This window comes from Tritonibacter mobilis (genome assembly GCF_001681715.1).
Classification (GTDB): Bacteria; Pseudomonadota; Alphaproteobacteria; order Rhodobacterales; family Rhodobacteraceae; genus Epibacterium; species Epibacterium mobile.
In genome coordinates this window covers 32,938-53,793 of sequence record NZ_LNWY01000014.1, presented here as the reverse complement: position 1 = coordinate 53,793, position 20,856 = coordinate 32,938, and the positions used below count along the sequence as shown (strand labels likewise).

The 20,856-nt window shown below is 56.5% G+C and carries 20 protein-coding genes and 2 tRNA genes; 11 read left to right on the top strand and 11 right to left on the bottom strand.

What is annotated here, in order from left to right; translation table 11 throughout:
- Positions 1-15 precede the first annotated feature (15 nt).
- The 3 genes from UB90_RS13780 to UB90_RS13770 form a co-directional block, all read right to left on the bottom strand.
- A complete protein-coding gene (locus UB90_RS13780; protein WP_074712568.1) occupies positions 16-351 on the bottom strand; it encodes a hypothetical protein in 336 nt (111 codons plus the stop codon).
- 278 nt (positions 352-629) lie between these two features.
- Positions 630-1,865, bottom strand: coding sequence for a Zn-dependent hydrolase (locus UB90_RS13775; RefSeq protein WP_065324070.1), 1,236 nt, complete (start codon positions 1,863-1,865; stop codon positions 630-632).
- Entirely contained in the window at positions 1,865-2,998 is a 1,134-nt protein-coding gene (locus UB90_RS13770; RefSeq protein WP_227512028.1) for a hypothetical protein, read from the bottom strand. Before UB90_RS13770 ends, UB90_RS13775 begins: the two co-directional genes overlap by 1 nt.
- 193 nt (positions 2,999-3,191) lie before the next feature.
- Between UB90_RS13770 and UB90_RS13765 the strand changes: the two genes are divergently transcribed.
- Positions 3,192-3,686: a MarR family winged helix-turn-helix transcriptional regulator gene (locus tag UB90_RS13765; protein WP_065324072.1), complete on the top strand. Its 495-nt coding sequence runs from the start codon at positions 3,192-3,194 to the stop codon at positions 3,684-3,686.
- Positions 3,687-3,887: 201 nt separating this feature from the next.
- On the opposite strand, the gene UB90_RS13760 is transcribed toward UB90_RS13765, so the two are convergent.
- Positions 3,888-3,972: transfer RNA gene (locus tag UB90_RS13760), tRNA-Leu, on the bottom strand.
- A gap of 192 nt (positions 3,973-4,164) precedes the next feature.
- Here UB90_RS13760 and UB90_RS13755 point away from each other — a divergent pair.
- Positions 4,165-4,238: transfer RNA gene (locus tag UB90_RS13755), tRNA-Gly, on the top strand.
- An 86-nt stretch (positions 4,239-4,324) separates the two neighbouring features.
- Positions 4,325-4,798, top strand: a complete 474-nt coding sequence (locus tag UB90_RS13750; protein ID WP_065324113.1) for an acyl-CoA thioesterase — start codon at positions 4,325-4,327, stop codon at positions 4,796-4,798.
- 30 nt (positions 4,799-4,828) lie between these two features.
- On the opposite strand, the gene pgl is transcribed toward UB90_RS13750, so the two are convergent.
- Positions 4,829-5,500 (bottom strand): 6-phosphogluconolactonase, encoded by a 672-nt coding sequence (gene pgl / locus UB90_RS13745; protein ID WP_065324073.1) that lies wholly within the window; start codon positions 5,498-5,500, stop codon positions 4,829-4,831.
- A gap of 101 nt (positions 5,501-5,601) precedes the next feature.
- Entirely contained in the window at positions 5,602-5,871 is a 270-nt protein-coding gene (locus tag UB90_RS13740; RefSeq protein WP_065324074.1) for an usg protein, read from the bottom strand.
- Between the two features lie 191 nt (positions 5,872-6,062).
- Between UB90_RS13740 and gyrA the strand changes: the two genes are divergently transcribed.
- Positions 6,063-8,801 carry a DNA gyrase subunit A gene (gene gyrA, locus UB90_RS13735; RefSeq protein ID WP_204161344.1) on the top strand — a complete coding sequence of 913 codons (2,739 nt, stop codon included), beginning with the start codon at positions 6,063-6,065 and terminating at the stop codon, positions 8,799-8,801.
- 129 nt (positions 8,802-8,930) lie between these two features.
- A complete protein-coding gene (locus tag UB90_RS13730; protein WP_005615674.1) occupies positions 8,931-9,281 on the top strand; it encodes a DUF6614 family protein in 351 nt (116 codons plus the stop codon).
- Between the two features lie 60 nt (positions 9,282-9,341).
- On the opposite strand, the gene UB90_RS13725 is transcribed toward UB90_RS13730, so the two are convergent.
- From UB90_RS13725 to UB90_RS13715, 3 genes are all read right to left on the bottom strand, one after another.
- Entirely contained in the window at positions 9,342-10,811 is a 1,470-nt protein-coding gene (locus UB90_RS13725; protein WP_065324075.1) for a carboxypeptidase M32, read from the bottom strand.
- A gap of 4 nt (positions 10,812-10,815) precedes the next feature.
- A complete protein-coding gene (gene ctaA / locus UB90_RS13720; RefSeq protein WP_065324076.1) occupies positions 10,816-11,961 on the bottom strand; it encodes a heme A synthase in 1,146 nt (381 codons plus the stop codon).
- 63 nt (positions 11,962-12,024) lie between these two features.
- The gene (locus UB90_RS13715) at positions 12,025-12,774 is read right to left on the bottom strand and encodes an RNA methyltransferase (RefSeq protein WP_065324077.1); all 750 of its coding nucleotides are present in this window, start codon (positions 12,772-12,774) and stop codon (positions 12,025-12,027) included.
- A gap of 156 nt (positions 12,775-12,930) precedes the next feature.
- On the opposite strand from UB90_RS13715, the gene UB90_RS13710 reads away from it, so the two are divergent.
- The 4 genes from UB90_RS13710 (at position 12,931) to UB90_RS13695 (ending at position 16,335) form a co-directional block, all read left to right on the top strand.
- Positions 12,931-13,563, top strand: coding sequence for a thiamine phosphate synthase (locus tag UB90_RS13710; RefSeq protein WP_065324078.1), 633 nt, complete (start codon positions 12,931-12,933; stop codon positions 13,561-13,563).
- Between the two features lie 167 nt (positions 13,564-13,730).
- Positions 13,731-14,639, top strand: coding sequence for a PfkB family carbohydrate kinase (locus UB90_RS13705; RefSeq protein WP_065324079.1), 909 nt, complete (start codon positions 13,731-13,733; stop codon positions 14,637-14,639).
- Positions 14,636-15,544 (top strand): pseudouridine-5'-phosphate glycosidase, encoded by a 909-nt coding sequence (locus tag UB90_RS13700; RefSeq protein ID WP_009177039.1) that lies wholly within the window; start codon positions 14,636-14,638, stop codon positions 15,542-15,544. Before UB90_RS13705 ends, UB90_RS13700 begins: the two co-directional genes overlap by 4 nt.
- 86 nt (positions 15,545-15,630) lie before the next feature.
- Positions 15,631-16,335 (top strand): DUF502 domain-containing protein, encoded by a 705-nt coding sequence (locus tag UB90_RS13695; RefSeq protein ID WP_065324080.1) that lies wholly within the window; start codon positions 15,631-15,633, stop codon positions 16,333-16,335.
- Position 16,336: 1 nt separating this feature from the next.
- Here UB90_RS13695 and UB90_RS13690 read toward each other — a convergent pair whose 3' ends face one another.
- Entirely contained in the window at positions 16,337-17,365 is a 1,029-nt protein-coding gene (locus UB90_RS13690; protein WP_065324081.1) for a patatin-like phospholipase family protein, read from the bottom strand.
- Between the two features lie 83 nt (positions 17,366-17,448).
- Positions 17,449-18,222: a 3-hydroxybutyrate dehydrogenase gene (locus UB90_RS13685; RefSeq protein WP_065324082.1), complete on the bottom strand. Its 774-nt coding sequence runs from the start codon at positions 18,220-18,222 to the stop codon at positions 17,449-17,451.
- 337 nt (positions 18,223-18,559) lie between these two features.
- Between UB90_RS13685 and UB90_RS13680 the strand changes: the two genes are divergently transcribed.
- On the top strand, positions 18,560-20,386 hold the full coding sequence (locus UB90_RS13680; protein WP_065324083.1) for an extracellular solute-binding protein: 1,827 nt from the start codon (positions 18,560-18,562) through the stop codon (positions 20,384-20,386).
- A gap of 233 nt (positions 20,387-20,619) precedes the next feature.
- Positions 20,620-20,844: a hypothetical protein gene (locus UB90_RS13675; protein WP_065324084.1), complete on the top strand. Its 225-nt coding sequence runs from the start codon at positions 20,620-20,622 to the stop codon at positions 20,842-20,844.
- Positions 20,845-20,856 lie beyond the last annotated feature (12 nt).

Sequence of the window (20,856 nt, the reverse complement as noted above, 5' to 3'; positions counted from 1 at the left end):
GGGTGGTTTGAGAGATCAATCCCGAAGTTTGGTGAAAACAACCTTCATCGGAATATCTGGCGCATCCACACAGAATGCAGTCCCGACCATGCGCTCTTTGGTGAGTAATTTGGCATTTACAGTCAGAGTGACATGTTCTTTGCCAAAAATAGGAGCGAGATCATTTTTGTGAGAATGGCGAAACGCCTCAAGTTGAATCTCAATATCTGAACCCGTTTCAGTGTAAGTGCCATTATAGGCCACAATGCTATCGCCACCACGGGCACGACCCTGTTCGAAGATGACCACTCCGAATCCTCTCAGAGCAGGTGTGATAAAGTCAACTTTGTATAAGCCGTTTAACTTGCTCAATTTTTTGCTCCATGAAACCAGCCATGAACCCGGCGATCAAAATATCATAGAGCCTATTCTATTCTGGAAAGTTTACGGATCATACGTGTTTCGTAGAAAGCTCTGCGCACGGACCCCGACAACCTCTGTTCAAAGGCAGGTGAATTTTATGGCTTTATTCGCGCCAACCGAAATCAGTTTCGAAATTCGTTTCTTGGAAGTTGTTCAAAGCGGATACTTATTACCTACCCGCTTTGAACAGCCTTATGAGATCAATAAATCTCAGAATGAGAGGCAGTTTATTCTGTCATTTCACGAAGAGTGGAAAACAACACATCTACACCGCGTGCAAGCTGGTCATAATCCGTCCACTCATCAGGAGAATGGGACACGCCAGCGCGACTGGGGACAAAGATCAGACCCGTCGGCGTGTAATCCGCCATGATCATCGCATCATGACCAGCACCGCTGACCATCGTGCGTGACTTGAGGCCAAGCTGGTCCGCATGTTTCGTGAGGCACCCGTGGAGCTCAGTCGAGAGCATGATTGACGGCGCAAAAAGATCCTCCTGCACTTCGGCTCTCAGCCCGTTGCCCTCCACCGCGGCGATCACCAATCTGGTCTGGTCCACCAATTCCCGCACGACATCCTCGCTTGGCGCGCGAATATCGACTGTGAACGCGACTTCATCGGGAATAACATTCGCGCCGCCGGGCTTTACCTCAAGCTTCCCAACAGTCAGAACCGCGTCCTGACCGATCTTATGTGCAAGATCCGGCAGCTGAGACAGAGCGGAAACCGCACCGACCAGCGCATCGCGCCGCGCTGCCATTGGAGTCGTACCCGCGTGTCCGGCATTTCCATAGATATGAACTCGGAGCTGGGTCAAACACACGATGCGATCGACGATTGCAACGTCTTCTTCATGTGTTTCCAACACTGGTCCCTGCTCGATATGAAGCTCTAGGAAGGCGTGGATTGCTCCTTCCGGCAACACCACCTCATCGAGCTGCGCAGGATCAAGCCCGTAGTTTTGCATGGCTTGGGTAAAACTTACGCCGTCGCCATCTGTGATCTGAGGCAGCTCCTTGGTGTTAAGCTTCCCCGTCAGCAAGCGAGACGCCATCAAACCGCTGCCAAAACGGCTGCCTTCCTCTTCGATCATGGCGATGACTTCGATCGGGCGATGGGGCGTGATGGCGTGATCCTGAAACAGGAAAGCCGCTTCAATACCAGCGATAACCCCAGCTGGACCGTCGAACTTGCCGCCATTGGGGACAGAGTCAAAATGCGAGCCGACAAGGATCGGTTCGAGATGGGTGTTGCTCCCTTCCAATCGACCGAAGAGATTGCCGACCGCATCTTCGCGCACCACAAGGCCAGCCTCCTGCATTTTGGCACGCAGATAATCGCTTGCCTGCCGGAATTCCGGACTGAAGGTGAAGCGTGTCGTGCCCGCGCCCGGCGTCGCCGTGAACTGATCAAGCCCCTCAATCATCGATTGGATGCGGTCCGCGTTTGCGAATTTACTCATCACAGAAGTCCCACAAAAATACCCGCCATTACAACGGAAACCATGGTCACCGTCACAAATCCTGCAACCAGCATGGGCGGCAGCATATGGGCGGTAAGCAATTCGCGTTCGTCCTGATCGTCGGTCAGCGTGTTTATGACCTCTTTGGTGATGACGTAATCCGCCGGAAAGCCATAAAGCGCCGTCAGTGAACAGGCAAAGGCCATCGCCGGGCTGACGCCGACCAGCTTCCCAGCGATGAATGAGAAGACATACATCCCGAAAATGCCGATTGCGATCAGAGCAAACATCGGCACCGCCAACTCAGTGAGCATATCCGGGGTGGCGCGTTTAAGCCCGTCGAAGATGAACACCATCAGGATCAAGATTGTAAAACCAAACGCATTCGCAGAGCGCAGCGGTTCCCGTTCCAGAAACCCGATCGACGTAGCAATGACGCCAAAGATCAAGCACAGCACAAAGGGGCTGATGGTGAACAGCGGAGCCACCGCTTGCGATGTCCCCCACGCAAGAAGAGCAACCAGCCCCAAACGCAGAAACTTGAAATAGAAGGTGTTATACGCCTCCGGCAGTTTTGCAAACAGACGTGCGGGCGCAGATTCACCCGAAGTCGGGACCGCCGATTGATCCGCCTGCCCCTGCCAGTCACCGGCACGGTGGCGACGCAGAACATGGTTTCCTTCGCGCTTCAGCATAATGGCCGTAAGCGGGTAGCCGACGAACCCCTGCATGACATAAATCAGGATCGCCAGCACCGACAGGCTGGTCAGCCCTGCCTCTGCCGCAGCTTGTGACATGATCAACGAGGATACCACCCCGCCCACCAGCGGTGGTGCACCAACGACGACGGTTTCCCAGTCCAGCACCAACAAACCCACGGTGAAAAGCAGTGCGACGATGCCCGCGATCCCCGAGAGCGACACCACAACCGTTTTCCATTGGCCCACCAATTCGCGCACCGACAACAGCGTGCCCATATTGGTGATAAGCAGGAAGATCGCCAGATATACGATCGGTGTCTGGAACCCTGCAATCGCAACGATATCTGCGGGAAAGAACGTCCAATAGCCCAACAGAAACAAGACGGCGCAGACAAAAACCGAAGGCAACCAAGACTTCGTCCGTGTCGACAATACATCGCCTATGTATAGGATGGAAACCAGTAGAGAAAAGGCAACTAATTGTGGCATAACGAAATTCCTTTAGTGTCGATGGTGCTGTGTGGACGACCACTTGCCATGTGGTTGGCCACTTGCGCGGCACAATTGTTCCATATGGATGTATCTTGCAAGGTAAAATTTCGTTTGAGCGTATCGTGGGGTATTAATGAATAACGACAGCAATGAAACCGCCGCAGCAATGCTTGATCAGATTTTCAGCTCTGATTTGCGATACCTTATGGCCGTGAGCTATATCGTGCTGAGCAACAATCAGGTCACCAGCCGACATATTGAGCGCGAGTATCAAATGCCGGTACATGCATGGTCAGCGCTCTACGCGATTACAGAGTTTCCCGGATTGCGCAGCAAGGATATCCAGCACCTGTTTCCGCGGCCTCAGAACTCGATCAGCCGTGTGGTGCGTCTGCTGATAGATCGCGATCTGGTTGAGGAGGAAGTATCGAGCACCGATGCGCGTGCAAAGCTTCTTTATGCCACAGATAAGGGCGCTGAATTGCTAAAAGAAATCAAAGCCAAGGCGCTCGCGCGTCAGGCCGAAATGCTTGGCAGTTTAGATGCCGAAGAGCGCGAGACTTTTTTGAACCTATGTCGAAAAATAGCCGCAGATCCGGGCCTGCGTCAGTCGGATGCAATGCCTTGAGGGCCGAGAGACGCCGTCGTGTGCGGCAAAATGTCAGGTCTCATAAATCCTCTGGCATTTTTCGGCTTTGATACCGCTGCTGCCACGATACGGCAGGCTCACGCTCAACGTTTGTTAGCGGCGGATCAGGGTGCTGAAATTCGGCATTCGCCACAAGATGCGGCCTGTCTGGTGGTCTCAATTTTTGGTTTGAAAATAATGTGGTGCGGGTGAAGGGACTTGAACCCCCACGCCTTGCGGCGCCAGAACCTAAATCTGGTGCGTCTACCAATTCCGCCACACCCGCAGTGAGAGCGTATTTGTCAGCCTCGCCCGAGAATGTAAAGTGCTTTTGCGCGGATCATGCCACTCATCGGGCATGTAGACGCATCACCCCTCAGTGATCTTTGTATTCCTCTGAATAAAGGCAGAAAAATTGCTCGAGCTCTGCTCAAAACGCTTGCCGTTGTTCTGCAGACAGTGATACTGAGCGCATGTCGCGGGTGTAGCTCAATGGTAGAGCAGCAGCTTCCCAAGCTGACGACGAGGGTTCGATTCCCTTCACCCGCTCCACTCCACAAAATTTCACATGATCGCTGCGTCGAATTTGTGCTGAAATGGGTTGCGCCTTTGTATGGTTCTCCGTAGTCCCCTATCTTATGGAACCACGCTTTCTCACACCGCTCACCGCCGATGAACAACTTGCCCAAGGGTTGCCCGCAGCCGTGCCCATGGCCATGGCGGATCGTGTTCGTTTCTCTGAAATCGACATTCTGCAGCATGTGAACAACAAGGCCTACCTCGACTGGTTTGAAGCGTTGCGGGTGAACTATTACAACAGCCATTTCCGCCATCATTTCAACGGTGATGAACCGCGTCACGTGGTCCGCAATGCCGATATCCATTATGTGCGTGAGATGGTTCTGGGGGAAACTTACGTGACCACCGCACGGGTGCTGTCCTTCAGACGGACATCGTATATTCTGGAGCAGCAAATCTGGTCTGGAGATTTGCGCGCCAGCATGGTCGGCGTAATGGTGTTCAGATCTTCAGACGGTAGCGCAGGCTACCCGATCCCGGAAAGCCTGCGACAACAGTTTGTCACATTGGATGGGGCAACGGAGGCAAGCTGATCGCCTCCGCGCGCCTTGGTGCGGCGTGACTTATTCAGCCCAGTGGACATGACATTCTGACAAAACAGCCTGAATAGGTGCCTCTTCCGGCGGCAGGCTCTGTGCACGCTCGAGTGCCTCGCGTTTATCTGCCCCAAAGATCACCAGATGTTTCGCCATTGCCGCATCCAGAACATGCGCCGAGAGCGTGATACGCGCCTCGGGTTGGCTATCTGGGCGCATCACAGCGACTTCGGGCGCATCAGCAGCCAGGGCGTGCTCCAGCCCGGCAACGCCGGGAAACAGCGAGGCGGTGTGCATATCCGTCCCCATGCCCAGGAGCGCAACCGCAAGACCACCCTGCGCGCGCACTTTTTCCGACAGGCTCTCGATTGCGTCATCCGGCTCCAGCCCGTCTGTATAAAACGGCAGGAATTGCGCCTCAGCCGCGCGATTGGTCAACAACCGGTTGCGGATCAGCTTGGCGTTGGAGCGATCGCTGTCTTCTGGTACCCAGCGCTCGTCCGAGGCCATGACGCAGACATTGCCCCAATCCAGTTCAGCCGCGCAAAGGTCGTCAAAAATCGGACCCGGCGTGGTGCCGCCCGCAACGGCGATTGCCGCGCGCCCATTGCGCAGCAGATGATTTTTCAAATCCCCGGCAATACGATTGGCCACCGAGATCGAGAGCATCTCTCTATCCGGATATTCGTTGAAATTCATGACACTGCTCCTGAAATCTGAGGTGACAGCATTGCTGATGTGACATTCTGAACAAAACAGTGTCATAGCTCAACCCGAAGGCCAAGTGCCGCCAGGCCGGCTCAGTTGATATAGAATTCTCCCACCACGTTACGCCACTCTCCGCTCGACATCATTTTACGATGCGAAAAGCGGACATGATGCAGCGGACCTTCGATTTCCTCTTTCCAGAAATCTATGAAGGAAAACAGTCGCGGATGATCCGGTGCCAGATCATAATCCTGCCAGACGAACGTGTTGAGGACATGTGTATAGTCAGGCATGTGATAGGTGAATTCAGCTGTGGTCAGGCCGTAACCTTTGAGCATCAGTTCCGTTTCAGATGGTTCCATTTACATCCTCCGAAAAAGGGTTGATGCAATCAGCCTACGGAAGACAGGTAAATTTTCATATAAATCATATTGTTAGCAGATAAGCACCATTGCTGCTAAGGTTTGCGAGGCTGCTTGCTTGCACGGTATATGCGCGGTCTGATATGGTGACCCCACAACATATAGATCCAAAAGAGAAGCGGGCAGCCAACGTGAGCGATACGCCGGAAACTCCTGAAAACCCTGATGAAAACCTGCCAGCGCGTCCGTCTTATGACGGTCCGACGGTTTCCATCGAATCCGAGATGCGCAATTCGTACCTCGATTATGCGATGTCGGTTATTGTCAGCCGTGCCATTCCCGATCTTCGAGATGGTCTGAAGCCGGTGCACCGCCGGATTCTCTATGCGATGCATGAGACTGGCAACAGCCACGACAAGGCCTACCGCAAGTCTGCCCGCCCCGTCGGCGACGTAATGGGTAAATACCACCCCCACGGTGACAGTGCGATCTACGATGCCTTGGTGCGGATGGCGCAGGATTTCTCCATGTCGCTGCCGCTTCTGGATGGTCAGGGCAACTTCGGCTCCATGGATGGCGATAACCCGGCGGCCATGCGCTATACCGAGGTACGGATGGACAAGCCCGCAGCTTTCATGCTCGCGGATATCGAAAAAGAAACGGTAGATTTCCAGGACAACTACGACGGCAAGGACAAGGAACCCACTGTTCTGCCAGCACGTTTTCCAAACATGCTGGTCAATGGTGCCGGTGGTATTGCGGTCGGTATGGCCACCAATATCCCGCCGCACAACCTTGGCGAAGTGGTGGATGCAACCCTTGCCCTGATTGAAGACCCTGATCTGACGTCTGAGCAACTGATTGATTATGTACCGGGTCCCGATTTCCCGACCGGCGGCGTGATGCTGGGCCGTTCTGGCGCGCGCAAGGCCTATCTTGAGGGCCGCGGCAGCGTTATCATTCGCGCGAAGACCCGTGTCGAAGAAATTAGGAAAGACCGCTACGCTATTGTTGTTGATGAGATTCCTTATCAGGTCAACAAGGCATCCATGATCGAAAAAATCGCGGAACAGGTGCGCGAAAAACGCATTGAAGGCGTCTCTCATGTGCAGGATGAATCTGACCGCAATGGTGTGCGTGTTGTTGTCGAACTGAAGCGCGATGCCACCGCCGAGGTCGTGTTGAACCAGCTTTATCGTTTCACGCCGATGCAAACGTCCTTTGGCTGCAACATGCTGGCGCTGAACGGTGGCCGTCCTGAACAGCTGACCTTGCGCAAATTCCTCACGTCTTTCATAGACTTCCGCGAAGATGTTGTGGCGCGACGCACCGCCTACAATCTGCGCAAGGCGCGTGAACGCAGCCATATCCTGTGTGGTCTGGCGGTTGCCGTATCCAATGTTGACGAGGTGGTCGCCACCATTCGCTCCTCTGCGGATGCTGCCGAAGCCCGTCAAAAGCTGATGACACGCCGCTGGCCGGCATCGGACATCGCAGGCTATATTCGCCTGATCGATGATCCGACCCATACCATGAACGACGACGGCACCTATAACCTGTCGGAGGTTCAGGCTCGCGCGATCCTTGAGCTGCGGTTGCAGCGCCTCACCCAGCTGGGCGTCAAAGAGGTCACCGATGAGCTTGAAGAACTGGCAGCCAAGATCAAGGAATACCTTGAAATCCTGTCCTCTCGTGAGCGCATCATGGGGATCATCGCCGATGAGCTGACCGAGGTCAGAAACAGCTTTGCCGTGCCCCGTCGCACCGAGATTGTCGACTGGTCCGGTGACATGGATGACGAGGATCTGATCGAGCGCGAGGACATGGTGGTGACAGTGACCTCTGGCGGTTATATCAAACGCACCCCGCTTGCAGACTTCCGCGCCCAGAAACGCGGTGGCAAGGGGCTGTCTGGCATGCAGACCAAGGAAGAGGATGTGGTCACCACGCTCTTCGTGGCCAACACCCACACGCAGCTTCTGTTCTTCACCACGGATGGGATGGTCTACAAGCTCAAGACCTGGCGCCTGCCGCAAGGTGGCCGGACGGCCAAAGGCAAGGCGATCGTCAATATTCTGCCGATTCCAACGGGCGTGTCGATCGCTGCGATCATGCCAGTGGATCGCGCCGAGGAAGAATGGGACGATCTGCAGATCATGTTCGCCACATCTGCAGGAACTGTGCGCCGTAACCGTCTGTCGGACTTCACGAATGTCATGCGCAACGGCAAGATCGCGATGAAGTTCGAGGACGACAACGAAGGCACCAAGCTGATCAATGCGCGCATCTGTTCTGAAGATGACGACATCATGCTGGTGACCAATACCGGGCGCGCGATCCGCTTCCCAACAACCGAGGTGCGGGTGTTCAACTCTCGCAATTCCGTTGGTGTGCGCGGGATCAAGCTCGGCGATGGTGACGAGGTTGTTTCCATGTCGGTGATCCGCCACTCCAAGTACACGCCCGAGCAGCGGACGGCGTACCTCAAGATGCGCCGCGCGATGGCGGGTCTCACGGATGAGGATGCCTCTGACGAGGATGCGGTTGAAGATCCGAACTTCTCCACCGAGCTCTTTGCAGAGATGTCTGCGGCGGAAAACCTGATCCTGACCATCACTGCAGGCGGGTCCGGTAAGCTCTCGTCCAGTCACGATTATCCTGTGCGCGGGCGTGGCGGAATGGGCGTCACCGCGATGGACAAAGCGATGCGCGGTGGTGCACTGGTGGCCTCCTTCCCGGTGGAGCTCGATGACCAGATCATGCTGGCAACATCTAAGGGGCAGTCGATCCGCGTGCCGGTCGATGGCATCTCATTCCGATCCCGTTCTGCGGGCGGCGTGCGGATCTTCAACACCGGTAAGGGTGAAGAGGTCGTCTCGGTCGCTTGGATTGCGGACAACGGTGACGACGAAGAAACCGTGGCAGAATAATCTCTTACCGCTAAAATCTCGCGAAAACGCCGCTCCAGATTGGGGCGGCGTTTTTCGTTTACGCTTCGCTCATGTTTTGGGCGCAAACTTGACCGTGATTTCCGCGTATTGAGTCGGGAGAAGCGGCGCATGAATCTCTACCATTGTCAGATTGACCTCCAACACGAAGCTAAGGCTTTGGCCTTTGCTAGCGCTGTGGAGCAATGGATGGAATATCTGAAAGGTCGCGGCGCGATCACCGGTTGGCGCCTGCTTCGGCGCAAGCTGAACCTTGCAAACGATACCTGCAAGGATTTCCTGCTGGAGATCGAGTTTGAGAATATGACGCAACTCGATCAGGCGTTTCGAATTCTGGGTGAGCACGACGAGGAGGTTGCGCGCCTCTATGCCAATGTCAACGCGCTGATTGCGCGGTCCGATTTTGGACTGTACCGACCGTTCCCCGATCCCGAACGCGCCGAGCGCATGGCTCTCATCTGATCTGAAAAAGCCCGGGACATACGCCCGGGCTTTTTCTCATATTTGGCCTGCAAGCACCTGTTACAGATTATAAATCTCAGAAAATTTGGCCTCAAGATAGGTCATCAGTGGCTGATGCGTCGGTGCGGAGCCTGCGGCATGGGTGATGGTGTCACGCGGTTCGCGCAATCCGCCAAACTGTTGCAGGTTCTCACGCAACCACCCTGTCGCAACAGAGGTATCACCTTCGGCAAGCTGCGCATCCAGATCAGCTACATCACGACGCAGCGCCTCATGCAGGCAGCCCGCATAGACATTGCCCAGTGAATAGGTCGGGAAATACCCAAACAGGCCAACGGACCAATGCACGTCCTGCAAACAGCCATTCGACGGCTTGTCGACCGCGTAGCCAAAGTCCGCGAGGAAACGGTCGTTCCACGCGGCTTCGAGATCCTGAACTTCCAGGTCGCCCAACATCAGCGCACGCTCCAGATCGAAACGCAACATGATGTGCAGGTTGTACTGAAGCTCGTCGGCCTCAGTGCGGATATATCCATTCTGCACCCGATTCACCGCTGCATAGAACGCGTTCTCCGAAGAAACACCAATGTCACCAAAGGCTTCTCGCATCTCCTTGAACAACCAGCCGGTGAAGGCACGGCTGCGCCCGATCTGGTTTTCATAGATCCGGCTCTGGCTTTCATGCACGCCCATGGACACACCACGACCCAGCGACGTCAGCAGATGCACGCGGTCGATGTTCTGCTCATAGGCCCCATGCCCGACCTCGTGAATGGTGGAGTAGATGCAGTTGAACGGATCGAGCGGATTGGTCCGCGTGGTGATCCGCACATCCAGACCGCTGCCGGAGCTGAATGGGTGCACCGCCTTGTCAACGCGGCCATGGCTCATATCATAGCCAAAGGTCTTGGCGATCTTGCGCGCCAGTTTCATCTGCGCGTTCTCGTCAAAGGTGCCCGCCAGACCGGCCGGGGTTGGCTGCTCCAGCACACGCGCGCGCAGATCCACCAGACCGGGCCGCATGGCATCGAAGATTTCAGCAATTTCAGAGGAGGTTGTGCCCTGCTCGTAATCTGCGACCATAGCGTCGTAGAGGTTGCCACCGGCGGCCAGCGCCTGACCTTCTTGCCGCTTCAGCGCTACGACCTCTTCGAGTACGGGCAGGAAGGCGGCGACATCCTCATCCGCACGCGCCTGCGCCCATTTGCCTTGCGCCTCAGACGTAACGCGGGCGATCTTGCTTGCCAGCTCACCGGGCACCTTAACAGCGCGCTCATAGGCACGGCGAATTTCACGCAACTGCGCAGCACCGATGTCGTCCGGTGCCTTGGCGGTCTCTAACCAGTCCGCAACCCGCGGGTCTGATCGGCGCGCATGCAGTACGGCCTCAATCGCGGCCATTTCCTCACCTCGTTGGGGGGCAGCTCCGCGTGGCATCATGGTTTCCTGATCCCAGCCAAGACGGCCCGCTATTTGCCCAAGCGCCTGCGTTTCACGTTCAAAAGCAATCAGTTCGTCGAAAGAACTCATGTTTCTAATGTCCTTTGATAGAAGTCGTAACAGGATAGGCGGCCAAGAAGCGTGCCCGCAAGATCAGCACCCAGACCAGAACAGCCACGACTTGGTGAACGATGGCAATTTCTACAGGCGCCGCAGTCAATACGGTTACAATGCCGATAACGATCTGCAGGCTCAAGGCTGCAAATACCGCGTTGAAGGCGAACCGTGTCGCTGGGTTTGCACTTCGACGCCCGCGCAGCCAGACCACTATGGCGAAGGCAAACAAGAGATAGCCAGAAACCCGGTGAATAAACTGAACCAACCCCGGATTTTCAAAGAAATTTTTCCAGATCGGTTCAATCATGAACGGACGCGGCGGCAGGATCTGCCCGCCCATCAAAGGCCAGTCAGTATAGGAACGGCCCGCATCGATGCCAGCCACCAACGCGCCCAGCAGGATCTGCAGGAAAGCAAAATGCAATAGCCCCGTGCTCATCCCGAAGATCTTCGTTTGTTTCAAGCGCCGGGCCTGCATCAGGTCGCGCTCTTCACGGCCAAGCATGAACATAAACCAAGCCAGATAACCGAGGATCACAAAAGCCAAGCCAAGATGCGTCGCCAACCGGTAGGAGGCAACAGCGGTCATACCTTCGCCAAGCGTCACGCCAGACGACACCATCCACCAGCCGATCGCGCCCTGAACGCCGCCGAGAATACCGGGCAGCAGCAACCGCCCGGTCCACCCAGTGGGAATGCTACGCGTAACCAAAAAGCCCAGGAACCCAACTGCCCAGATCAAGCCCATGACGCGGCCCAGTTGTCTGTGCCCCCATTCCCACCAGTATATTTGTTTGAAATCAGATAATTCCATCCACTTGTTTAACAAGTGATACTGGTCGATTTGTTGGTATTTCTCGAACTCTGCCTGCCAGTCGGCCTCACTCATCGGAGGGATCGCTCCGGTCACAGGCCGCCACTCCGTAATCGACAGGCCGGAATCGGTTAGGCGCGTCAGCCCGCCAACAGCGATCATCGCCACCACCAGCGCAAACAGCACTGCAAGCCAGACGCGGATTGCACCGCGCGCGCCGCGGCGTTTGCGATCAATACCGCCGGGGGTCGGTGTGGGCTGTTGTTTGCTGTCGGAGGACACTTCCTCAAAAATCGTGCGATTGCTCATCTTGGCCTCACATCTTCATCTGGCGGGACGCTAGGGTCTGAGGGTGAAAAGGTCCAGACAGAGTTAGTCCGACCCGTGTTGCTTCCAACGGACCATCTGTCGCATCACGCCGTGCAACATCTGTACATCCGCACGCGTGAGGCGCATCCGGCTCCAGAGGTTACGGAAAACCGTCTTCATGCCCGGCGCCTTTTCCGGTGGGAAGAAGTAACCCGCCTCCGTCAGGCGCTCCTCGTAATGTGTGACCAGCGCCTCAATCTCTTGCCCCGTGGCCCAGTCGGATTTGCCGATCTCGAAGGTCTCACCCGGGACCTGTTCTTCCTGACGACGCCACTCATAGGCCGTAAGCAGCACGCATTGCGCAAGGTTCAATGAGGCAAACTCCGGGTTGACCGGCACGGTGATGATGGCGTTGGCCTTGGCGATGTCATCATTTTCCAGCCCCGCACGCTCCGGACCAAAGAGAACGGCGACCTTTTCGCCCTGCCTCAACAGCTCGGCGGCTTTCTTCATCGCACCTTCGGGGCTGAAGACAGGTTTGGTCAATTCGCGTGGCCGGGCCGTGGTCGCAAAAACATAGGTACAATCTGCCAAGGCTTCGGGTAGATCCTGTGCCAGTTGCGCCTCATCCAGCAATCGCCCGGCGCCGGATGCCATGGCGACCGCCTTCTGGTTCGGCCAGCCGTCCCGGGGTGCGACAATTCGCATCCGGTCGAGGCCGAAGTTCCACATGGCACGCGCGGCCCCGCCAATGTTTTCGCCCATCTGCGGGCGGACAAGCACAAAGTGAGGTTGAGGGCGGTCTGTGGGCATCTGCGAACTCCGGAAAAATCGGCTCTGCCTTACTGTCTGCGCCGGGTTGGGGCAAGCCTTCGCCACTGGAAAACCCGCATCACCCCCCTTCAAATCCTTGCGTTGCGCGTGAATTCGGGTAAATACCCGCCAATCATGCCAACAGGAGCCCTGACAATGGACAGCGCAGAGCAGACACCGGAGCAGCCGCAGATTTACCTGGTCACGCCGCCGAGCTTTGAGCTGGGGCAGTTCCCAGGGCAGCTCGCGCGGGTGCTGGATGAGATCGAGGTCGCCTGTGTGCGTCTGGATCTGGTGAGCCGTGATGAGGACACGTTGAGCCGCGCTGCCGATGCGCTGCGCGAGGTGACCCATGCGCGCGACATCGCACTTGTGATCTCTGACCATCAGATCCTTGCAGAGCGGCTGGGGCTGGATGGGGTGCACCTGTCGGATTCGTCGAAATCGGTGCGCAGCGCACGCAAGGCGCTGGGAACAGAGGCCATCGTCGGCTGTTTCTGCGGTGCCTCCCGACATGAGGGCATCACCGCCGGTGAAGCTGGCGCGGATTACGTCTGTTTTGGTCCGGTCGGAACCTCCGGTCTGGGCGATGGTGCGATCGCTGAGGCGGAGCTGTTTCAGTGGTGGTCCGAGATGATCGAAGTCCCCGTTGTGGCCGAAGGCGGGCTCACCACCGAGGTTGTGCGCAAGATCTCTCCGCTCACCGACTTCTTTGCTGTTGGAGAAGAGATCTGGCGAGAGGATGATCCTGTCGCCGCGATGAAAGCGCTTCAGGCAGCCATGAGCTGATCTCCCTCAGAGCGACCCAAAGTAAGGGGTCAGCCCTCTAATGACCAAGCTCGGCCCTGCGCCGAGCTCTTTTTTGTGCATCCCGTCAAATGGTTCTGATATGAAGGCGATTGTCCCCGCTTGCGAATGTGCTTGCGGGGGGCGTTGAAAGGCGGCATGAGATCCATATGACTGAAAGCGCTGATTTTTCCAAACCTGATATCCTTTGCGTCGGCTCTGTCCTGTGGGACATAATCGGGCGAAGCACTATGGAGATGCAGCGCGGCTCTGACATGCCCGGTCGCATCACGCGCCTGCCCGGTGGCGTTGCCATGAACATCGCCATGACGCTGGCACGATTCGGGATGAAACCCGCCGTTCTGAGTGCCATTGGTCGCGATCCCGAAGGTGACGAACTGGTCACGGCCTGCGGTCATCTTGGCCTGATCACCGATTATCTCTACCGCTCCGAGGATCTGCCGACCGACCGTTATATGGCAGTCGAGGGGGCAAATGGCCTGATCGCGGCGATTGCGGATGCGCATTCGCTTGAGGCCGCGGGAGATAAGATACTGCGCCCGCTGGTTGAGGGGCCTCTGGGCACCTCCGCGCAGCCCTTTGTTGGACCGATCGCGCTGGATGGAAACCTGAAGCTCGCGCTCCTTGATGACATCGCAACCCATCCTGCATTTGATGGCGCGGATTTGCGCGTGGCTCCGGCCTCACCGGGCAAAGCAGAGCGTCTGCGTCCATTCCTGACTCACCAGCGCGGTACCCTCTATGTGAACTTAGAGGAAGCGGGCCTCTTGTGTCAGGACACATTCACCGACAGTGAAACCGCAGCCCATGCGCTCCTGTCACGCGGTGCCGCCCGCGTTTTGGTCACCGATGGTGGACAATCCGCCACCGAAGCTGACGCCAGCGGTGCCCGCACCCAAGTTCCGCCACGCGTAACCGTCGCCCGGGTCACCGGCGCTGGCGATACGTTCATGGCAGCCCATATCGCTGCAGAAGCGCGGGGAGAAGATCGCGACAGCGCGCTCGCCTCTGCCCTTCATGCCGCTGCAACCTATGTATCCGGAGAACCACCCCTGTGATCGACATCACCTATTCCGCCGAAGTCGAAGCTGCCCGCGCTGAGGGCAAACCCATTGTTGCGCTTGAAAGCACCATCATTACCCATGGTATGCCTTACCCGCAGAACGTCGAAGTAGCTGCGCAGGTAGAAGCAGATATCCGCGCCGCTGGCGCAGTTCCCGCTACCATGGCGGTGATCAAGGGCACGTTGCATGTGGGGCTTGAGGCCGACACATTGCAATCGCTGGGTCAGGCCGAAGGTGTGGCAAAGATCTCGCGCGCAGATTTCGCCGCCTGCATGGCGTCGGGTGGCACCGGTGCCACCACCGTAGCCGCCACCATGATCGCTGCGCGCCTTGCGGGGATTTCCGTCTTTGCAACTGGCGGTATCGGCGGTGTTCATAAAGGGGCGGAAACCAGCTTTGACATCTCTGCCGATCTTCTGGAGCTGGCTCAGACCGCGGTGACCGTTGTCGCAGCTGGTGCCAAGGCGATCCTTGATGTGCCGAAAACGCTGGAAGTTCTGGAAACCCAAGGAGTTCCTGTGATCGCCTACGGTCAGGACAGCTTCCCTGCGTTCTGGTCGGCGACCTCTGATCTGAGCGCGCCGCTGCGCATGGACAGCGCGGCCGATATTGCCCGCGCCCATTTCCTGCGTGGCGCGTTGGAGCTTCCCGGTGGTCAGCTGGTGGCAAACCCGATCCCTGCAGAAGAGCAAATTCCTGCAGAGGATCTGGCCCCCATCATTGCACAGGCGCAAAGCGAGGCGGATGCGCAAGGTGTAACGGGCAAGGATGTCACCCCCTTCCTGCTACAGCGCATTTTTGAACTGACCGAAGGTCGCTCTCTTGAGGCCAATATCGCTCTGGTGCGCAACAACGCCCGCCTTGCCGCAGAGATTGCAAAAGAATTGGCCAGACTTTGAGACAATCGCAACAGGCCGCATGTGAAAGCATTGTAGCTAGGGGCAACAATCCCTAACTTGCATGCGAGCCAATCAGACAGCAGAATATGAACACGCCATTTGACGAGACCCCGCCTCCGCCACGCCGCCCCGGGCTCTTTGCCCGGCTGCGGTCTTCCTTCCTGACGGGCATTGTTGTCATTGCACCGGTTGGATTGACCATTTGGCTATTGTGGTCGGTGATGGGATGGGTCGATGGCGTGGTCTTGCCCCTCGTGCCTCATACCTTCCAGCCCGAGCAATATATCGGCATCAATCTGCGCGGCGTCGGGCTGATCATCTTTTTGCTGTTCACCATCGTTGTGGGCTGGATTGCCAAAGGCATCATCGGCCGGTCTTTGATTGGGTATGCCGAACAGCTTGTGGATCGCATGCCCGTCGTGCGTTCCATCTATTCTGGCATCAAACAGATCTCTGAGACGGTTTTTGCACAAAGTGAGCGCAGCTTCGAAAAAGCCTGCCTGATCCAGTACCCGCGTCGTGGCATCTGGGCGATTGGCTTCATCTCGACCACCGCAAAAGGCGAGATCGTCAAACGCGCTGAAACCAGTGGACGGTTGATCAGCGTGTTTGTTCCGACAACGCCCAACCCGACATCGGGCTTTCTGCTCTACTTTCCCGAAGAAGATGTGGTTGAGCTGGACATGACCGTCGAGGACGCAGCGAAGCTGGTGATTTCTGCGGGCCTTGTCTATCCGAACGGCAAAGACCCGGTGGAAATCACAAACGCCAAAGCCGCAAAGGACCAGTAGGTCAGCCGAACATTTCGACCAGATCGACGGTCTGGCGCTGTCCTAGGTCTTCAGAATGTTGGTTCAGGAACCCATCCGCGGCCTCTCTGCCCGCGTCCTTTAGCATGTGCAGGATCTGCGGGATCGGGATGAGTTTTGTCGTGACCGACAGCCGCGTCATCAGATCATCATCGGCAATCATATGAACCAGAACTCGTTTCATACGCCCTCGTTCCATGGTCCCGTCTGCGATCAACCTCTGAACAAAGGAGATCGCGCGCAGCTCTCGCAGCAAGGAAGAGTTGAAGCTGATCTCATTCACCCGGTTCTGGATGTCATGGGCGGTTTTGGGAACCTCTTCACGCACCAATGGGTTGATATTCACCACCACGAGATCGTCAGGCAGTTGGTCTTGAAACAGCGGAAAAAGCGCGGGGTTGCCGGTGTACCCCCCGTCCCAGTAGGCCTCTGACTGACCTGTAGCAGGGTTTTCAATCTCGATCGCCTGAAACAGGTTGGGAAGACAAGCAGAGGCCAGAATCGCGTCGGTCGAGATTTCTGTTCCGGAAAACACCCGCACTTTGCCGGTTTGTACGGATGTTGCGCAGATATAGAGATCAGGCCCCGCATCTGCGCAAACCGCACCGAAGTCGAACTGTTCGACCACCGGTCGCAGCGGATTGCGGTAAAACGGGCCGTAGGAGTAGGGCGAAACAGCCTGGCTGATGGCCTCCATTGGTGAAAATGGCGCCATCACCTTGAGCGCGTTGAGCAACGGCCCCGCGTCAAAGCCGGCAATCCAATTGGCCATGCGCATATCGCCCACGGCCCCCATGCGCGCCCACAGCCGATCCAACGCGGCCTTGGCGCCATCGCGCCCATCTCTGGCCATGCCCGCCTTGAAGGCTGCTCCATTGAGCGCCCCGGCCGAGGTCCCGGTTATGGCGGCAATCTCAATGTCCGGATCTTCCAATATCCGGTCAAGAACCCCCCATGTGAACGCGCCATGTGCGCCGCCCCCTTGCAGAGCCAGATTGATGCGTTTGACCATGTGCCGTCCTGTCATCTGAGGTATAATTCACCAGCACCTGCCGGAACATACGCCCCAGCAGCGGCAGGTGAAATTTTGTCAGTTCAAAGCGCGGTCCAGCCGCCATCAACACTGATGGTGGTGCCGGTGATCTGCTTTGCGGCGTCAGAGCACAGGAAGTTCACCGTACCGCCCAGCTGCTCAACCGTTGCAAACTCGCGCGAAGGTTGGCGTTCGAGCATCACTTTCTTGATCACATCCTCACGGCTCATGTTGTATTTCTCCATGGTGTCAGGGATTTGCGCCTCGACCAATGGGGTGAGAACATAGCCCGGACACACCGCATTGCAGGTGATCGGCTCCTCTGCGGTTTCCAGCGCCACGGTCTTGGTCATGCCAACGATCCCGTGTTTGGCGGCCACATAAGCCGATTTATAGGGCGAGGCCGTTAGGCCGTGCGCAGAAGCGATATTCACCACCCTGCCCCACCCGGCTGCGCGCATCTTGGGCAATGCGGCTGCGGTAGTGTGGAAGGCCGAGGACAGGTTGATTGCAATGATCGCGTCCCATTTCTCGGTTGGAAAGGTGTCAATCGGCTCGACATGCTGGATGCCTGCGTTATTGACCAGAATATCGCACTGCCCGGCGTTTTCGATCAACGCACGGCATTGATCGGCCTTGGACATGTCAGCCTGAATGTAGCGGGCCTCGACACCGAACTCCTTGGCGATCTCGGCAGCAATGGCGTGGTCTTCGTCGCGATCTGTAAAGGAGTTCAAAACGACATTGGCACCAGCTTTGGCCAACTCCCGAGCGACACCCAAACCGATTCCGGAGTTGGACCCGGTGACGACGGCGGTTTTACCTTTGACGGACATGAGCATTCCTCTGCGATATCGTACGTGAAATTTGCGGCAGCTTTGCATGCTGCAAGCGCAAAATAAACGCCTCATCGCTGGGAAAATTTCTCAGCAGGCCTCAACCACTCGGTTTTTTGTTCAAATGAAGGTGTGCCCATAAAAAAGAAAAAAACGCCGGCACGAAGCCGGCGTTCAGTTATTGAGGCAGGTTTCATACAGGCAAGAAACCTATCGAGCAGTGAGTCTGTTATAAGCAATTTCCGGCCTCGGTCCAAGCTAAAAGTTTGAACTCCCCTCAAGGCCCGGATAGCTTCGGGGCTTATGAAAATAAGGGCAGCGCAGGATTGTTCTCAAAATGAGACCATTATTTTTCTCATCTATCCGGTCCACAATGACCGGAATCGCACTTCTGGCTAGTGCGACTCTCGCATCCGCAGAATCAGCCCATGGTATTGCCATGTATGGCGATCCGGCTCTGCCACGCGGGTTTAAATCGCTTCCTTATGTAAATCCGGATGCACCTAAAGGCGGTACGGTCGTTTTTGGAAACCTGGGCGGATTTGACTCGCTCAATCCATTTACACAAAAAGGCAATCCGCCGTGGCAAATGCGGTTTTGGGGTTACGAGAGTTTGATGGGGCGGTCTTATGACGAGCCGTTTTCACTCTATGGGTTGCTCGCCGAATCGATTGAAACGCCCGAAGATCGCTCTTGGGTCGAATTCACGCTGCGCGAAGAGGCGCGATTCTCTGACGGAAGCCCGGTGACAGTCGAGGACGTCATTTGGTCCTATGAAACCCTCGGCACCAAGGGCAACCTGCGGTATCGCGGGTTCTGGACCAAGGTGGACAAGATCGAGAAAACCGGCCCGCGCAGTGTTCGCCTCACCTTTAATGTCGAAGACCGTGAGCTTGCATTGATCGCAGGATTGCGACCGATCTTGAAAAAAGCACAGTGGGAAGGGCGCGATTTTGCGGATGCGGCACCAGATGAGGCCCCTCTGGGCAGCGCACCTTATGTGGTGAGCAGTTTTGAGCTGGGTCGATCGATCACATTCACCCGCAACCAAGACTACTGGGGCAAAGATCTGCCGCTGCGCCAAGGCACAAATAACTTTGACGAAATGCGGTTGGAGTTCTTTGGCGACCAGACGGTGCTGTTTGAAGCCTTCAAGGCGGGCGAGTTGTCTGCTGTGCGTGAATTCAACGCCGCCAAGTGGAGTAGCGACTATAACTTTGCGCGGGTGCAAAGTGGTGCGGTCATCAAGACCGAAATTCCAAATCAAAAACCCTCCGGCATGACAGGTTTGGTAATGAACACCCGACGCGCCTCGCTCGACGACTGGCGCGTGCGTCAGGCGTTGATTGAGGCCTTCAACTATGAGTTCATCAATGACACGCTAACCGGTGGGCGGTTGCCGCGCATCACCTCATATTTCTCCAACTCCTACCTGTCGATGCAGCCCGGCGCCGCCACTGGACGGGTGGCCGCGCTGTTGAATCCTTACAAAGATGAACTGCTTCCCGGCACTTTGGAGGGCTATGAGCTGCCCGTCAGTGACGGCAGCGAGCGCAACCGTGCCAATCTGCGTCGCGCCCGTGGGCTCCTGCAGGATGCGGGATGGACTGTCGACGAGGGCGTGCTTCAAAACGCCGAGGGCGAACCGATGCATCTGAAGGTCCTGCTTCAGCACGGCAATCTTGGTGAAGCCGAGATGCAGAAGGCCGTCGATATCTATGCCAATGCGCTCTCGCGCCTCGGGATCACGATGACTGCCGATCTGGTCGACAGTGCCCAATATGTCGAGCGGCAGAATGCCTATGAATTTGATCTGACCTTCTTTCGCCGCTCACTGTCGCTAAGCCCGGGCAATGAACAGATGCTGTATTGGGGCAGCGACGGTGCGGATCTGCCCGGCTCCCGCAACCTGATGGGAATGAACAGCGCCGCCGCTGAGGCCATGATCAAACATATGCTGACGACGAAATCGTCGGATGAGTTTATCGCGGCGACTCGCGCTTTGGACCGGGTGTTGACCGCTGGGCGCTATGTGATCCCCATCTGGCAATATGCCAAGAGCCGGATCGCGCATGACTCGCAGCTTCGCTACCCGATGCGCATTCCGATTTATGGAGATGGCGAATACTACATGCCTGAAGTCTGGTGGCAGGCCTCAGAATAGCCTTCAAACCGGCCCACTGGGCCGGTTTTTTACGCGACATGAAGAACTTACCGCGTACTCGGCCTCGAAAATTTGACCTCAAAACACCCGTTCTCGCAGACCGGCCCGATATCTTTCGGTCAGCATCTCCTCGCCGAATGTTTCAAAACCTTCAAATTTCGCTGACAGGCTTATACTTTCTTGCTAGATTTGCGTCTGTAAGTTCGAATTGTGTCCCAGATGCGAGTGTCCCGATGATGAATTGCACTGAATTCGACCTGGCGCGCAGCCTGCCACGCCTACGACAGCGGTTCCCCGGTCTTGTCGTGGACCAGATTCTCAGCGCCCAGACCCAAGCCGATGACCTGATCCGGGCGCTTGCGGCATCACAAGGTATATCGATGACAGAAGCCCGCGAAGAGATGCGGGATTTTCTTTATCTGGAGAGCCTGAGAGCCGAACTCAGCATGCCCAGCTAGCGCCTCAGGGCG

Bases quoted from the DNA above. Each gene is read 5' to 3' on its own strand.
- UB90_RS13750 (WP_065324113.1), top strand. From the start codon at position 4,325: ATGGAACCACGCTTTCTCACACCGCTCACCGCCGATGAACAACTTGCC.
- UB90_RS13680 (WP_065324083.1), top strand. From the start codon at position 18,560: ATGAGACCATTATTTTTCTCATCTATCCGGTCCACAATGACCGGAATC.
- UB90_RS13715 (WP_065324077.1), bottom strand. From the start codon at position 12,774: ATGCCCACAGACCGCCCTCAACCTCACTTTGTGCTTGTCCGCCCGCAG.
- UB90_RS13695 (WP_065324080.1), top strand. From the start codon at position 15,631: ATGAACACGCCATTTGACGAGACCCCGCCTCCGCCACGCCGCCCCGGG.
- UB90_RS13725 (WP_065324075.1), bottom strand. From the start codon at position 10,811: ATGAGTTCTTTCGACGAACTGATTGCTTTTGAACGTGAAACGCAGGCG.
- UB90_RS13740 (WP_065324074.1), bottom strand. From the start codon at position 5,871: ATGGAACCATCTGAAACGGAACTGATGCTCAAAGGTTACGGCCTGACC.
- UB90_RS13685 (WP_065324082.1), bottom strand. From the start codon at position 18,222: ATGTCCGTCAAAGGTAAAACCGCCGTCGTCACCGGGTCCAACTCCGGA.
- pgl (WP_065324073.1), bottom strand. From the start codon at position 5,500: ATGAATTTCAACGAATATCCGGATAGAGAGATGCTCTCGATCTCGGTG.
- UB90_RS13710 (WP_065324078.1), top strand. From the start codon at position 12,931: ATGGACAGCGCAGAGCAGACACCGGAGCAGCCGCAGATTTACCTGGTC.
- ctaA (WP_065324076.1), bottom strand. From the start codon at position 11,961: ATGAGCAATCGCACGATTTTTGAGGAAGTGTCCTCCGACAGCAAACAA.
- UB90_RS13675 (WP_065324084.1), top strand. From the start codon at position 20,620: ATGATGAATTGCACTGAATTCGACCTGGCGCGCAGCCTGCCACGCCTA.
- UB90_RS13730 (WP_005615674.1), top strand. From the start codon at position 8,931: ATGAATCTCTACCATTGTCAGATTGACCTCCAACACGAAGCTAAGGCT.
- UB90_RS13690 (WP_065324081.1), bottom strand. From the start codon at position 17,365: ATGGTCAAACGCATCAATCTGGCTCTGCAAGGGGGCGGCGCACATGGC.
- UB90_RS13765 (WP_065324072.1), top strand. From the start codon at position 3,192: ATGAATAACGACAGCAATGAAACCGCCGCAGCAATGCTTGATCAGATT.
- UB90_RS13775 (WP_065324070.1), bottom strand. From the start codon at position 1,865: ATGAGTAAATTCGCAAACGCGGACCGCATCCAATCGATGATTGAGGGG.
- UB90_RS13705 (WP_065324079.1), top strand. From the start codon at position 13,731: ATGACTGAAAGCGCTGATTTTTCCAAACCTGATATCCTTTGCGTCGGC.